At 55.1% G+C, this 13,120-nt stretch carries 13 protein-coding genes; 5 read left to right on the forward strand and 8 right to left on the reverse strand.

The features are described 5' to 3' along the window. The 3 genes from SADFL11_RS03565 to SADFL11_RS03575 all read right to left on the reverse strand — a co-directional run bounded on the left by SADFL11_RS03565 (position 1) and on the right by SADFL11_RS03575 (position 4,027). Positions 1-186, reverse strand: a complete 186-nt coding sequence (locus tag SADFL11_RS03565; protein ID WP_167578946.1) for a hypothetical protein — start codon at positions 184-186, stop codon at positions 1-3. Further along, complete coding sequence (locus SADFL11_RS25750; protein ID WP_134852890.1) at positions 152-1,465, reverse strand: calcium-binding protein; 1,314 nt, start codon at positions 1,463-1,465, stop codon at positions 152-154. Before SADFL11_RS25750 ends, SADFL11_RS03565 begins: the two co-directional genes overlap by 35 nt. A 153-nt stretch (positions 1,466-1,618) precedes the next feature. Further along, positions 1,619-4,027 carry a bifunctional diguanylate cyclase/phosphodiesterase gene (locus SADFL11_RS03575; RefSeq protein WP_008191319.1) on the reverse strand — a complete coding sequence of 803 codons (2,409 nt, stop codon included), beginning with the start codon at positions 4,025-4,027 and terminating at the stop codon, positions 1,619-1,621. Between the two features lie 236 nt (positions 4,028-4,263). On the opposite strand from SADFL11_RS03575, the gene SADFL11_RS03580 reads away from it, so the two are divergent. Then, the gene (locus SADFL11_RS03580) at positions 4,264-4,968 is read left to right on the forward strand and encodes a metal-dependent hydrolase (RefSeq protein ID WP_008197240.1); all 705 of its coding nucleotides are present in this window, start codon (positions 4,264-4,266) and stop codon (positions 4,966-4,968) included. A 110-nt stretch (positions 4,969-5,078) separates the two neighbouring features. Beyond that, a complete protein-coding gene (locus tag SADFL11_RS03585; protein ID WP_008194217.1) occupies positions 5,079-5,630 on the forward strand; it encodes a cupin domain-containing protein in 552 nt (183 codons plus the stop codon). A gap of 49 nt (positions 5,631-5,679) precedes the next feature. Here the strand turns inward: SADFL11_RS03585 and SADFL11_RS03590 are convergent, their stop codons facing one another. From SADFL11_RS03590 to SADFL11_RS03610, 5 genes are all read right to left on the reverse strand, one after another. Next, positions 5,680-6,255, reverse strand: a complete 576-nt coding sequence (locus SADFL11_RS03590) for a hypothetical protein (RefSeq protein WP_134852891.1) — start codon at positions 6,253-6,255, stop codon at positions 5,680-5,682. A gap of 76 nt (positions 6,256-6,331) precedes the next feature. Then, positions 6,332-6,679, reverse strand: a complete 348-nt coding sequence (locus SADFL11_RS03595) for an SMR family transporter (RefSeq protein WP_040450690.1) — start codon at positions 6,677-6,679, stop codon at positions 6,332-6,334. Further along, a complete protein-coding gene (locus SADFL11_RS03600; RefSeq protein WP_008196654.1) occupies positions 6,679-7,875 on the reverse strand; it encodes a lytic murein transglycosylase in 1,197 nt (398 codons plus the stop codon). The genes SADFL11_RS03595 and SADFL11_RS03600 overlap by 1 nt, the downstream gene beginning before the upstream one ends. A 143-nt stretch (positions 7,876-8,018) precedes the next feature. Then, positions 8,019-8,492, reverse strand: coding sequence for a hypothetical protein (locus tag SADFL11_RS03605; protein ID WP_050775956.1), 474 nt, complete (start codon positions 8,490-8,492; stop codon positions 8,019-8,021). An 89-nt stretch (positions 8,493-8,581) separates the two neighbouring features. Next, positions 8,582-9,580 (reverse strand): SH3 domain-containing protein, encoded by a 999-nt coding sequence (locus SADFL11_RS03610; RefSeq protein ID WP_167578947.1) that lies wholly within the window; start codon positions 9,578-9,580, stop codon positions 8,582-8,584. 284 nt (positions 9,581-9,864) lie between these two features. On the opposite strand from SADFL11_RS03610, the gene SADFL11_RS03615 reads away from it, so the two are divergent. From SADFL11_RS03615 to SADFL11_RS03625, 3 genes are all read left to right on the forward strand, one after another. After that, a complete protein-coding gene (locus SADFL11_RS03615) occupies positions 9,865-11,052 on the forward strand; it encodes an ABC transporter substrate-binding protein (protein ID WP_040452148.1) in 1,188 nt (395 codons plus the stop codon). Positions 11,053-11,164: 112 nt separating this feature from the next. Beyond that, positions 11,165-11,779 carry a TetR/AcrR family transcriptional regulator gene (locus tag SADFL11_RS03620; protein WP_008189040.1) on the forward strand — a complete coding sequence of 205 codons (615 nt, stop codon included), beginning with the start codon at positions 11,165-11,167 and terminating at the stop codon, positions 11,777-11,779. A gap of 105 nt (positions 11,780-11,884) precedes the next feature. Then, positions 11,885-12,991, forward strand: coding sequence for an alkene reductase (locus tag SADFL11_RS03625; protein ID WP_008194631.1), 1,107 nt, complete (start codon positions 11,885-11,887; stop codon positions 12,989-12,991). Positions 12,992-13,120 lie beyond the last annotated feature (129 nt).

The raw sequence follows: 13,120 nt of genomic DNA on the forward strand, positions 1-13,120 counted from the left end.
TCAGGCAAATTCAACAAAGTAGGCAACACCTTCATAGGAGTAGTGACCCAGCGTTTGTATGATCGCGTCCCGTTCGGCTTCAGAAACTGTGTAGAAATGTGTCCCGTTGGATGTGTTGTAAAACCTGTAGAGCGCCTGTCCGCCGTCGCTGTCATCCGGTGATGCGAAGTAGCTGATCCCTTCCAACGAATAGCTCGGCAATTGGTCCCAGCCCCGTATCGCGCTCTGCCTCGGACGCAGTGTAAAAATGAACACCGGTATCTGCGTTATAAAAACGATACACGGCCGTTCCATCGTCTGCAGAAACGTTGCTGTCGTAACTGTTGCCCTCGTAAACGAAACTCGGCAACGTCTCGATCACGGCATTGCGCTCTTCAACGCTCGATGTGAAGAAATGGGCGCCCGTGTCGGAGTTGTAGAAACGATAGATCTGAAAAGCGCTGTTGTCCGTGTCAGACGGCTCGATCAAGGCGGTCGTGATGTCGAGTGTTGCGCCGGAGAACTGGATAGTCTCGAAGTTTGCTGCGAAATCCCGGCCATCCCGGTTGGCGACTGTATCGGCCACCATGATCCGCCCGTTGCTGCCGGCGAAAACAGCATATTGTTCCCGGGTTCCCGAAAACACGACAGTATCGGTGCCGTTACCGCCATCCAGGACATCATCTCCAAGGCCGCCGGTGAGCTGATCATTGCCATTCCCGCCGAACAAGCTGTCATTTCCAGCCGTTCCTTGAAGGATGTCATCTCCGTTCGTTGTTCCAAAGGTGCTTTGCCAAAGTTCGGCGCCAATCAGAACGAGATCCCAATCTTCTGGTTCGACGACTGTTGTCGCTGCGAGCTGATCAAACCTTGCTTTGACAACGGCCAGACTGCTCGGCTCGGTATCCAGAAAATGCGCTGTTGTTTCGCGGATGGAGCCAAACCGGTTCGCGATCGAGGTGATCATCGCAAGTGCAGATGCGTAATCCGGATGGTTGCTGTTGAAAGCTGTTCCTGTGCCCCAGCGGTCCTCCATTGTATCCAGGAAGGTTGTGAGCGTAGGGAGAAGCGAACTCTCGATATAAAGCTGACTGTATTGATCGACGATGTCCCGAGCGTACTGCTGGCCAAAAATGGTGTCGTTCAAAAAGGCCCGGTCTGCAGCATACGTGGACGAAAGACCTGGATTTAGGTCAGGCCGGCTGGCACCGACATATTGGCTTAAATGGGTGAATTGAGAGCTTGTCAGGCTGCCGGTGTCGCGTGCTGTCTGCAGGATCAACGTGAAAGCAGACTGCGCAAAACTGTTGGATCCGGCATCAAGCTGTACAATCCCAAAGGAAAACCCGCTGTTGTTGCCACCCTGACTTTGGCTCAGAAGCGAATTCGGGACAGCAAAGGAAACCCGGTACACCGTTGCAGTGTTGCCCGCGTGTTCGGTGCCCAGCAGGATTTGGAAAATCTCTTCTGAAGAAAGCTTTGTCATGTCAAATAGTTTAAGAATTCAGTCTCTTATGCGATGGGCTCGCATTAATTGGCCGGGTAACAACCATTAGGTCTAAACACACTCTGACACAGTCCAGTTGAAATTCTGTTTCCTGCTTGACGAGAGTTTACGGAAAAAGGTTCAGACAACCGGTCAGGCCTGAGCCACTGCATCATTTGTTTCGCGCAAATAGGGATGACCGTTTGATCCAGGCTGAGCATCCAGCCAATTCAACAGTTCGCCGACTTGAAGGCTTGGTGTAAAGAAATAGCCCTGCAGGCAGTCCGCGCCCAATCTGCTCGCGAACTCGGCCTGTTGTTCGGTCTCAATGCCCTCTGCCACGGTTTTGCAGTCGAGCTCTTTTGCCATCTTAAGGGTGTAAGCCATGATCGTGCCAATGCGCGGATCATCACTTGCACCAGCAATGATGGACTGATCGATCTTCAAGAAATCAACCGGCAGGTTCGCGAGCCGGGCAATGTTCGAATAGCCGCGGCCGAAATCGTCGATAGAGACCCTGTAGCCGAGATCGTGCAGCTGGTTGAATGCATCGACGGCTTTTTCTTCCGAACTGAAAAGCGTGTCTTCCGTGACTTCGATCTCAAGAAGGCCGGGATCGAAATTCAGTTCATCTCGGATCGCCTCAACGTTGCTTATGAAACCCTTTGAGACAAAGTGATCGGTGCCGATGTTCACGGACATCCAAAGATCATGCCCTTCAGACCGCATGCGGTCGAGGTCCTTCATGGCGGTCTTCATGACCCACTCGCCAAGACGCGGCATGGCATTGGACCCCATAAGGCTAGGGACCCAGAATTTCGGCATAAAGAGCCCGAACTCCGGATGTTCCCAGCGGGCGAGGGCCTCGACGCTGATTACCTTGCGGCGCCGCGTGCAAACCTTTGGCTGGTACTCCAGATAGAGCTTTTCTTGCTCAATCGCTTCGGTAAGGTCACGCCGGATCTCGGAGACGGACTTCGTGCCAATATGCGGCGCATAGACCTGAGTTTTGTTCTTGCCCGACCTTTTTGCGTGGTACATGGCAATGTCGGCCCGTTTGATCAGCTCAATCAGCTCAACGCCGTCGTTCGGGAATTTCGCGCAGCCGATGCTGGCACCTGGTGTGATATTAAGTTCGGCAATGGGCTCCGCCAACGCATTTCGGACTTGGGCCAGAAACTCTTCGATCTCCTCGTCGTCAATCATTCCCTGAATCATGACGATGAACTCGTCCCCGCCGATGCGCGCCACAATCGGCGGGGCGAAGGGTTTGCCCTCGGGCGTGCTCACCTTTGCATCCTGAGCCACCTTAGAGAGGGTCTCGGCGCACGCCTTAAGGTGTTGATCACCGGCAAGATGGCCATAGAGGTCGTTGATCTCTTTGAAATCGTCCAGATCAATCAGCAGAATGATGCCACCACGCCTCGGGCTGATCGCTTCTTCAAGGATGGACGCCGCCTGAAGATGCAGATGATCGCGGTTCGGAAGTCCTGTCACATGATCGCTAAACGCAAGTTTTTCGATTTGTGCGCTCGCCATCGATATGCGGGACACCATCGTGTTGTAGCTGTCACACACCTCCTCTGTCTCCCGGAAGCGGATCAGGCTTTTCGGCATTTTCAGTGGAGACAGTTTCTGGTTCAAGGCGCCAAGATGCATTGCTTGGGCAAGTTCTTCAATCGGCCGCGACAACGACCTTGCCAGGAAAAGTCCGATAAACATCAGAAAAACGAGCGCGATCCCGAGCACCGGAAGCAGAGAAAACAGAACCTGGCTTGCCTTGGCATGAATTTCTGAGACCGGCTGTGGAACCATGATCCCCCAGCCTGGACCGGGCACTGTTGCAAAGCCCGCAATCATCTGCGTTTCAACTGCCGGCGAGTAGAACTCTCCAACCCCGCTGTTGCCGGCCATCATTTGCGCAACGACAGGCACCGCAGAGATGTTTTTTCTGGACGCAATCCACTCGTCCCGCGGATGAGCGATTACAGTTCCCGAGCTGTCGACTATGGCCGCGTGCCCTTTTTCACCGAAGACAATGCTCTCGCCGAGTTCAACAATATAGTCCGGCTTGATAACCCCAATGAGAGTTCGATTGGGTTGTTCAATGACCAGATAGATCCGGTTGCGTCCCTCTTTGTCAGGCAAGATATTTGAGAACACCGCCTGATCCGGCTTCGAATTGCCGAGAAGGGTTTCCAGGGTTGCTTCTTCAATATGGCCTTCTCCAGAGACACCGGTTTTGAAGAAGTACTCGGTGTGCCCGGTCCGCTTGTCGGTAATTCCAACACATGCAATGAATAATTGTTCAAAAAGACGGCTGTAGGCGCCGGATGTTTCACTGGACCTCGCCGACGTCCCGATCGCCTCAACGGCTGCGATCAGGTTTTTCTGGTAATGATCCAGCGTCGCAGCTGCTTTCTTCGCAAGGAGCAGGTGCCGGTCCTGAACATCCGCAAGCTCACGGGCAACGGTTTCCCGATAGGACCAAACGCTGAAGATGATCGTCGGCAAAAGAGCAGCAAGCAAAAAACAGAAAATCACATAACTTCTGATCTTCATCTGATGTCCTTTGGACTGCACAAAGCGCCCTGATCAGCGCCTGGCTTCTTGCATTGTCTAATTTGGTTATCGTCTTGCGCGATCTTCCCGTTCAAAATTCCAAGTCGTAAGCTGTCTGTCTTGCAACACCGTAGCAAAAGCGGCTTTATGTTAACATACGGAAACTCAACACTGTAATTTTGCAGGGCACTGACTGCAAACGTTATTAATGTTATCGAGCAGGATGTTACATGGGCATGAAACTCACTTGGTATGGACACTCCGCATTCAAACTTGAAACCGGCGCTGCCACCATCTTGTTTGATCCGTTTTTGACCGGAAACCCAATGTTTCCTGATGCCACAACTCCCGAGGAAGCAACGCAAGGTGCAACCCACATCATCCTGACCCATGGCCATGACGATCACATCGGGGATTCAATCTACATTCTGAAGGAAACTGGTGCGCAGCTGACGGCCAATTTCGAAATCTGCATGTGGGCAACACGCCAGGGGATCGAAAACATCAATCCGATGAACTCAGGCGGCATGGTTGACACCGGGCCTTTCCGGGTTGGTATGGTCCGCGCGGATCATTCCTCATCCAAGCAGTCGGACGGAGAAGCCATTTATCTCGGCAATCCACATGGCATCATTGTTGAGGTGCCCGGTCAGAAAGTCCTCTATCACATGGGAGACACCGATATCTTTTCCGACATGGCATTGATCAATGAAATCTATCAGCCAAAGATTGGACTTGTCCCGGTAGGGGACCGATTCACGATGGGCGGAAAGACGGCTGCAATGGCATGTCAGCGGTTCTTCAAATTCGACACAATTGTGCCCTGCCACTATGGCACGTTCCCGATTCTGGATCAGAACACGGACGCATTCCTGACAGCGATGGGGGACCACAGTGGCAAAGTGGCCGCTATGGCACCCGGAGACTTCATAGAGATTTAATTGGTCTTGCGTCTGGCCAGTTCTTCCAGAAGTTTTGGGAGCTCGGACAGTGTGCCGAGCGCTGAAAAGCAACCATACAATGACAGACTACTAAACTGATCGGAGGAAACATGCGGCTGGCCTTATGGATAGCAAGCCTTGGACTGGCAGTGACCCTTGGCATGCCCGTCAGTTTTGCGGCTGACAAGTCGGTTACACCGGACGGCAAACCGGCCCCGTCACAACCAGCGGCAAAACCGGGGTCTCAAGCGGCCATTGAAAAGGAAGAGGCTGCCAAGACGCCGTACAACGAAGTGCGCGAGGTTTTTTCCGGCAACCAGACCGTTGCAGGTGAGGACATCAGGTTTCCTCAAAACAATCCGTCGATCCATTCACTGGTTGTCACCATGGCACCTGGCGAGGAAACAGAATGGCACCAGCATCATGCACCTCTTTATGCCTATATCCTGGAAGGCGAAATCACCGTGACCTACGAGGGGATCGGCAAGAAAATCTACCGAGAAGGTGAGGGGCTGCTTGAAGCGATGAATGTCACGCATCGCGGTGTGAATACGGGAGACGGTCCTGCGAAAATTCTCGCAGTGTTCCTGCGGGGCGATGACGGCAAGGCAACGGTGCTTGAAGAAGCTCCGGGTGGCGGTGATGCGCCGAAGATCCAGTAAGTGCCTGGAAACTGAAACTGCCGGCTGATGCGAGCCTTGAAGCAAACAATCAGATCAAATGACGACCAGCCGCTGTGATACCCCACAGCGGCTGTGTTTTTCCAAGCTGACGGTTTTGGGATGTCCGGCTGAGTTCCCGGACAAGGTTTTCATCCCGCAACTCGGGCAAAATTTGGCGAACCTGCCTCAAACTCAGGCCACTGGATTTCGCAATTCCGGTCGCTGTTCGGAAATTGTACTTGTCGGACACCAATGCAGTCAGGATTTTCCGCCAATTTTCATCGATGAGGCCTGGCGCGCTGGTTTCCAATATCGCCAAATGCTCTGGTCCAGCCGCTGAAGGTTCCTCGGTTTCTGCGGTTGTTTCTATGATGGCGGAGACGGTGTCACTTGTCTGATGCAGCTCCCGCTGCAGCTCCTGCAGTTCGGCCTCCAGACCGTCTTTGCCGACTTTGAAAGACTTCACGAACGATCCTGCCCAAGGCAACACGGCGATGCCACAAAACACGAGCGCTTCGGTGGTGATCTTGTCTGGATAAACAATGCTCACGGCGACCATCGCGAATGCCGCGACTGTCACCAGCGCACGAACGATCAGGTCCTTATTAAAACCATCCTGGTCCATGGCGGTTTCCCCCTCCGGCATAGAACAGGACCAGAGTGGGTTGGGCACCGGCTCATGTCAATCTGTGGTTGGAAGTTCAGTGCCCCACAGATTTTGAGAATACGTTGATCACGATCACACCGGCAAGGATCAGGCCGAGGCCGAGAACCGCAGGCAGGTCCAGTTTTTGGCCAAATACCAACCAGGCGACCATGGTGATCAGCACGATCCCGGCACCGGACCAGACCGCATAGACGATGCCCGTGGGCAGGACGCGGATCGGATAGGACAGACACCAGAACGAAATGGCGTAGCCGACAACCGTGATGATGCTTGGCCAGAACCGGGTGAAGTTCTCGGCTCTTGCCAAGGCCGACGTTGCGATAACCTCGGCTAAAATGGCCGCGGCGAGGAACACAAAGGTGGCAGCGGTTGGAGCGGGCATCAAAGTCTGTTCAACAGGGCGGGGGTTGGCCAGGCATCGGCGGGCATGCCGAGTTGTTGCTGGACTTGCTGGACTGCGTTGCGCGTTCCGGCACCCAAAATCCCGTCGATCTTACCAACGTCATATCCTAATGCGCTCAGCTTGGTCTGCAGCTGCTTCATTTGAGCATCATTCAGGCCCGGGTCCGGATTGCCGGCATCGTAACGCGGGGCACCTGCAAGGCGCGTTGCGAAGTAGGCCGCCGACGTCGTGTAGATGAACGACTGGTTCCACTCCAAATAAATGTTGTAGTTCGGATAAGCGAGAAAGGCCGGACCCTTGCGGCCCTGAGGCAACAGGAGGGACGCAGGCAAGTTCCCGGAAATTTGCCCCCAGCGCGGCTGAACGCCGAGCGCAGCCCAGTCGCTGCCAGACTTCGTTTTGCCAAGGCCTGTTTCGGCCCAGTTCAGGCTTTGCGGAACCGTGACTTCCTGCAGCCATGGTTCACCTGGCTGCCAGCCGAGATGACCGATGAAGGCACCGGCCGTCAGAATCGCGTCCGGGGCGCTGGCTTTCAGGCGGACGTGGCCGTCTCCATCAGCGTCCTTGCCAAACTTGATTATGTCTTCGGGCAGCATCTGGACCATGCCGATTTCGCCCGCCCAGGCACCCGTGGTATTCTGCGGGTCCAGATCACCGTGCTGGACCATCTCAATTGCAGCAATCAACTGAGGCCTGAAGAGTTCGGGCCGCCGGCAGTCGTGTGCGAGCGTGGCGAGCGCGTTGACTGTGTTGAAATCACCTTGAACGGCGCCAAAGTCCGTTTCCAAAGCCCAGAACGCTGTGATGACAGGAGCCGGAACACCGTACTCGCTCTCAACGCGGTCAAAAACGCTGGCGTATTTGACCATGTTGGCAGCGCCGTTTTTCATGCGGTAGCTGGAGATCACGCGCTTGGAAAAATCCAGGAACGTCATCTTGAAGACGCCCTGTGCCCGGTCGCGCGACAGGACCTTCCGGTCAATCTGAGCGCCAGAGAGTGTCTGATCTGCTGCGCTTGCGGACAGGCCTTTGGCAACGGCTTCCTGTTTCACGCCGGCAAGGAATGTTTGAAAGTCACCGCCGCATTGTTGGGCCACAGCCGGGGCGGTCATCAGCGCCAGGCCTGTCAGCGCGGCAACTGTAAATGTCTTCAATGGAAAAGGGTGGCGGGTCATGAACCAGTCCTGTCGTCAACGATCAAATGAGGGTGCTTTTTGGCACAAAATCCCGATCAGTTGAGTGTGCTTTGCTGGCAAGGTCAACCGTTTCCGGAAGGGGGCCCTGTTTCATCCACGAAAGACGCAACGGTCTGCACTGGTTAGCGGCAGTTCCGGCCGCCGGAGCCGACCATCAACCCGCCGTCTGGAGATCTTTCGGATGGACCATCAACACTGGCGGTAGACCGGCAGTTAGGCATGACACCTGCACCATAAGGGGCTGCAGTTGCTCCGGAATTTTGCTGTGTGCAGATCTGGTAAGCCATATCGTAGAGTGCTTGCCAGCCTTGAGGAACAGAGCCGAGATTGTTCAACACGCCGAGAGCTGCGCCTGTCCGTGCGCCGCGGGCGGCGCCCCCAGTCAACGGGTTCCATTGCCCACCGACAACGGCACCGGTCATGCCACCCGAAACTGCATCACCAACCATGTTGCCGCTGCCGACATGCGCATTGGCATAGTCTGTTGCGTAGACGACGCAGTCCGTGCCATCGGCCTTGGAAGGAGAGACAGCAAACAGCAGAAGAGGCAGCACAAGAACGCTGTAAGAAAGAGTGCGACTGAACGTGGTTCGCATGCCGAGGTCTCCCGCTGTTGGATCCGGGAATTGAGTTTAAGGGCAACGCCTTAACAAGCTTCTACCTGCCGCGTTGCCCATTGGATGCGTTACCTGTCGACAAATTTTTGGCCGACAAAGCCCGTCTTGCCGTCGTGAACGACTTCACACCACCACTTGTCGCAGTCGTTGAAGCTGACTTCTGAACCTTCAGGCACAATCCCGATGATCTTCCCGTTTTTGGTCCCAGTTGCGCGCAGATTGACAGACGCCGTGATCGTTCCGGTTGTTTCGCCGTTCGAAATAGGCGGCGCGAGCGGCGTTCCAGCTGCTTGCCGCGGTTCGGACTTTAAAGGGGAGCGGGAAGCTGTTTCTGTACTGCCACTCGCCGACACTTGCCGGGCAGCTGTTGTTTCAGAATTTACTAGGCTTCGTGAAATCGCGCCTTGATCTAAAGACGCCATCGCCCGGTTTGCCAACTCATCTGTTGGCGTGTTGGCGCTTATCCCTGTTTCCGCAAAAGCTTGATGGATACGGTCCTGCGCTTTCGTAAAGGTCTTCGGGGTTTCCCGTGTCGCACCGGTAGACGGGGTGTTCGAAACCGAACTTGTGAGATCGCCCTTGGGAACTGCTGTTATTGTTTGGGTTTCGACCTGGACGACATCCGGATCACTGCCCACCATCAAATCCGGCAAGCCAAGCGCAATGGCACCGGTGCCTGCAAGAGCGAGCAGAACTGTACTCACCGCCAGGGTCTTGAATGATGGTCCATATTGAACGGGCAGGGCGCGGCTCACGCGTCGCCGTCTTGGGCGGGGGGGCCAGTCATCCATTGGATCTGCAGTCAGAACCTCCGGCATATCCAAGGGGGTCTCATCCGACCCCTTCAGCGCCGGCTTCTTGGGGCGCAGCGGCATCTTTGTTTCAAAATCCGAACTCAATTGAAGAATCCGGGCCGCCAGGGCGCTAGGATCGTGTTGATTGTCTTCGGTGGCAGCGTTTGCAGTTGTTGTCGTGGTTTTGATGTCTTGCGTTTCTTGTGTTGCATTGTCCGGTGTGCCCTCAGACTGAGGTTCGCAAGAGTTGGTTTGGGCAGTTACTTTTACCATTGAGCCCTCCATGAGTTTGCGGTTTGTCACGCGCGGAGCGATCGCCATGTTGGAGACCTGTCAATTAAACCCGGTCAATGCGCCGTCATGCGGGCTGGAATGCGGCGCCTCTGGGGAAATATTCTGTAAATCTCGCGATGGGTTGCTGTGTCAAAACATGCTGGCTGTTTGCAATTGCATAACGAGTCGCTGTCAGACTGCACCCTAGGGTGAAGGGTGCTCTGGCAGTCCAGTCTTCTGGGGATCTGCGGCACCGCTACTTGGTCAAAAATGGGCAAAACACGATGATGAATATGCGCGTGCGGTTCAAACACTTGGCCGGAGCGGTTCTCTGCAGTGCTCTGATGGCGGTCTCACCTGGTTACGCGCAAAACCCGCCCAAGTTGACGGTTGGCTTCATGGCGACCTTGTCAGGGCCGGCGGCGATTTACGGGGAGCACATGCGCGATGGCTTCATGCTCGCAGTCAATCAATCAAACGGGACGCTCGGCGGCCTGGAAACAAACGTCCTCATCACTGATGACAAGCTGGATCCTGACTACGCCGTTGAAAAGGTTACGGAACTCATCGAAGTCAATGGCATCGATGTGCTGGTTGGCGTCAACTTTTCCAGAGTGATGCTGGCGGTCCATGATCCTGTTGTGCGCAGCCGCACGCTGTTTATCGGGACCAGTTCCGGGCCGGCGCCAATCGCCGGGCGGACCTGCAGCCGGTATTTTTATTCAACTGCGTCGCAAGATGATCAGGTCCATGAGACGATGGGCCGGTTTGCGAGCCTGAAAGGCTATCAGAGGGTGGTCACCATCGCGCCGGACTATGAGGCTGCCCGGGACGCGCTCGCGGCCTTTCAGCGGCATTTCAAGGGCCAGATAGCGCGTGAGCTTTTCCCCCGCCTTGGACAAACCGATTTCTCAGGCGAGTTTGCTCAGATCGATGAAATCAGCCCGGATGCGATTTACGCCTTCATGCCGTCGGGTATGGGCGTTGAGCTGGTGCGCCAGTTTCACACCTCCGGGCTCAAAGGAGCCATTCCGTTCCTGTCCGCCAAGACCATAAACGGCGTCTCATTGCCGTATATGGCCGAGACCGCCGAAGGGCTGATGTCTGCATCGTCCTGGGCGCCCAACCTCGACAATCCGGCGAACAAGCGCTTCATGCGTGAATTCCAACGGACTTATGGCTACCAGCCGTCTGTTTATGCAGCCCAAGGCTATGATGCAGCAAAGTTTCTTCATTTTTCACTAGAATTGACCGGCGGCATAAAAGATCCGGAGACGTTGATTTCCGCAATGAACGCAGCGCCTTTTGAAAGCGTGCGCGGTGACTTTCGCTTCAATGACAATCAATTTCCGATCCAGGATTTCTATCTCGTAGAAGGGGTGCGCCGGACGAGCACGCTCTACGAGATGGAGGCAACCGCCCGAATTTTCGATGATGTTGGTGACGCCTATTCTGGCTCGTGCCGCATGTAAACGGGGTTAGGGCAGGGACCTGTACGAAGTTCGGATCTTGTTTCCGGACTGCACAGTCCGAAATTTTTTCATGCGTCTTGCAATTCCGGAATGAGCAGTCCATATCCGGATCATGAGTGACACGGCAGACATTCGAAAAACGATTGGACCAAAGTCCGTGGGGCGTGCCCCCGGGCCGGGGCGGCCGCGGGAGTTCGACGAAACGAAAGCACTTGAGACTGCGCTCAATGTCTTTTGGCAAAAAGGCTTTGAGGCTGCGTCACTTGATGACCTGACAAAGGCCATGGGCCTCAGCAGGTCAAGTTTCTACGGGACGTTCGGCAGCAAGCAGGCATTGTTTCAACGCGCCTTGGTCCAATATTCCCACAAGGCTCTGGATAATCTTCAGGATGTTGCCGATACGGCAGCAAATGATCCCGTCATGGCAATGGTTGAAGCGCTGGCAGATCCACAGGGCGGGTCGCGTGGATGCATGCTGATCAATTGCGTTACGGAACTCGCGCCGCATGATCAGGATGTGGCAACCATCGGCCGCCGTCATTTGGAATCCATCGAGGAAATCATTGCCAAGGCAATCAAACCGGACAACCCGGACACAGCCCGTGATCAGGCCAGCGCCTATGCGTCGCTGGCCATTGGGACACTTGCATTAAGGAAAGCCGGGGTTCCGGCTGAACGAATCGCCAAAACACTCGCTCAGGCAAAATCTATCCTGAATCCAGATTAGCCTCTTTGTCTCTGGTCCCGCCAAGTGGGGATTGGGGATTAAATATGGACTGATTGGTCCGTAAACATCAGTTGCAACCGTCGATATCGTTGAAAAGGAAACGTGATGTCCGACACCAAACTGTTTTCCCCGGCGAAAGCGGGTGCCATCGATCTGAAAAACCGGATCGTAATGGCGCCACTGACCCGCAACCGCGCACGTGCGGAGGATGATGCGCCGTATGAGCTTCATGCCAAGTATTATGCGCAGCGCGCAGGATCTGGTTTGATCATTTCCGAGGCTTCTCAAATTTCACCGCAGGGCAAGGGCTATGCCTGGACCCCGGGCATCTATTCTGAAGCCCAGATCGAAGGCTGGAAGAAAGTTACAGACGCCGTTCATGCCAAAGGCGGCAAGATCGTCATCCAGCTTTGGCATGTGGGCCGGATTTCCCATCCGGTTCTGCAGCCAGGTAGGGCAGACCCGGTTGCGCCGTCCGCAATTTCCGCGGCATCGAAGTCGTTCGACGGCACCAGCTTTATTGAAACCACGACACCACGGGCGCTGGAAACAGATGAAATCGCCGGTATCGTTGAAGACTACCGGAAGGCAACCTTGAATGCGAAGGCGGCCGGGTTCGATGGCGTGGAAATCCATGCGGCGAACGGATATTTGATTGACCAGTTCCTGAAAGATGGCGCAAACCAGCGCACCGATGACTATGGGGGCTCCATCGAAAACCGCACGCGCTTCCTCAAGCAAGTTGTCGATGCGGTGACCGGGGCCTGGAGTGCGGACCGTGTAGGGATCCGATTAAGCCCGTTCTCCAACGCGAACAACATTACAGAAAGTGACCCGCAGGCGGTCTTTAGCCATGTGATCAAACTGTTGAATGGCTACGGGCTTGCCTATCTTCACTTGGTGGAAGGTCAGACAGGTGGACCGCGGGAGGTCCCGGAGGGCGGTGACTTGGCGGCGCTTTATGCGCTGTTTGACGGCGCCACGATGGGCAACAACGGTTATGACCGTGACATGGCCATCGCGGCTGTCGACAGCGGTGAACTGGATCTTGTTGCGATTGGCCGTCCGTTCATCTCCAACCCGGACCTGGTAGAGCGTCTTGAAAAGAACGCCCCACTCAACCCGCTGGATCCGGATACACTCTATGGCGGCGGAGAGAAGGGCTACGTGGATTACCCAAGCCTTGCAGAGAGCGCGGTCGCTGCTGAGTAAGCATTAAGGTCAGGCTGCCTGGCATCCACAAAATCCAGGGCGGCCCGAAAGAAGCCGGTGCAGACAGCTGCACCGGCTTCTCTTGTTCTGCGCGAGATCCAACCCGTGCGGCAGATGACCAAAGCTTAA

The organism is Roseibium alexandrii DFL-11 (genome assembly GCF_000158095.2).
Classification (GTDB): Bacteria; Pseudomonadota; Alphaproteobacteria; order Rhizobiales; family Stappiaceae; genus Roseibium; species Roseibium alexandrii.

Bases quoted from the DNA above. Each gene is read 5' to 3' on its own strand.
- SADFL11_RS25750 (WP_134852890.1), bottom strand. From the start codon at position 1,465: ATGACAAAGCTTTCTTCAGAAGAGATTTTCCAAATCCTGCTGGGCACC.
- SADFL11_RS03595 (WP_040450690.1), bottom strand. From the start codon at position 6,679: ATGCCCGCTCCAACCGCTGCCACCTTTGTGTTCCTCGCCGCGGCCATT.
- SADFL11_RS03615 (WP_040452148.1), top strand. From the start codon at position 9,865: ATGATGAATATGCGCGTGCGGTTCAAACACTTGGCCGGAGCGGTTCTC.
- SADFL11_RS03605 (WP_050775956.1), bottom strand. From the start codon at position 8,492: ATGCGAACCACGTTCAGTCGCACTCTTTCTTACAGCGTTCTTGTGCTG.
- SADFL11_RS03625 (WP_008194631.1), top strand. From the start codon at position 11,885: ATGTCCGACACCAAACTGTTTTCCCCGGCGAAAGCGGGTGCCATCGAT.
- SADFL11_RS03575 (WP_008191319.1), bottom strand. From the start codon at position 4,027: ATGAAGATCAGAAGTTATGTGATTTTCTGTTTTTTGCTTGCTGCTCTT.
- SADFL11_RS03590 (WP_134852891.1), bottom strand. From the start codon at position 6,255: ATGGACCAGGATGGTTTTAATAAGGACCTGATCGTTCGTGCGCTGGTG.
- SADFL11_RS03580 (WP_008197240.1), top strand. From the start codon at position 4,264: ATGAAACTCACTTGGTATGGACACTCCGCATTCAAACTTGAAACCGGC.
- SADFL11_RS03610 (WP_167578947.1), bottom strand. From the start codon at position 9,580: ATGGTAAAAGTAACTGCCCAAACCAACTCTTGCGAACCTCAGTCTGAG.
- SADFL11_RS03600 (WP_008196654.1), bottom strand. From the start codon at position 7,875: ATGACCCGCCACCCTTTTCCATTGAAGACATTTACAGTTGCCGCGCTG.
- SADFL11_RS03585 (WP_008194217.1), top strand. From the start codon at position 5,079: ATGCGGCTGGCCTTATGGATAGCAAGCCTTGGACTGGCAGTGACCCTT.
- SADFL11_RS03620 (WP_008189040.1), top strand. From the start codon at position 11,165: ATGAGTGACACGGCAGACATTCGAAAAACGATTGGACCAAAGTCCGTG.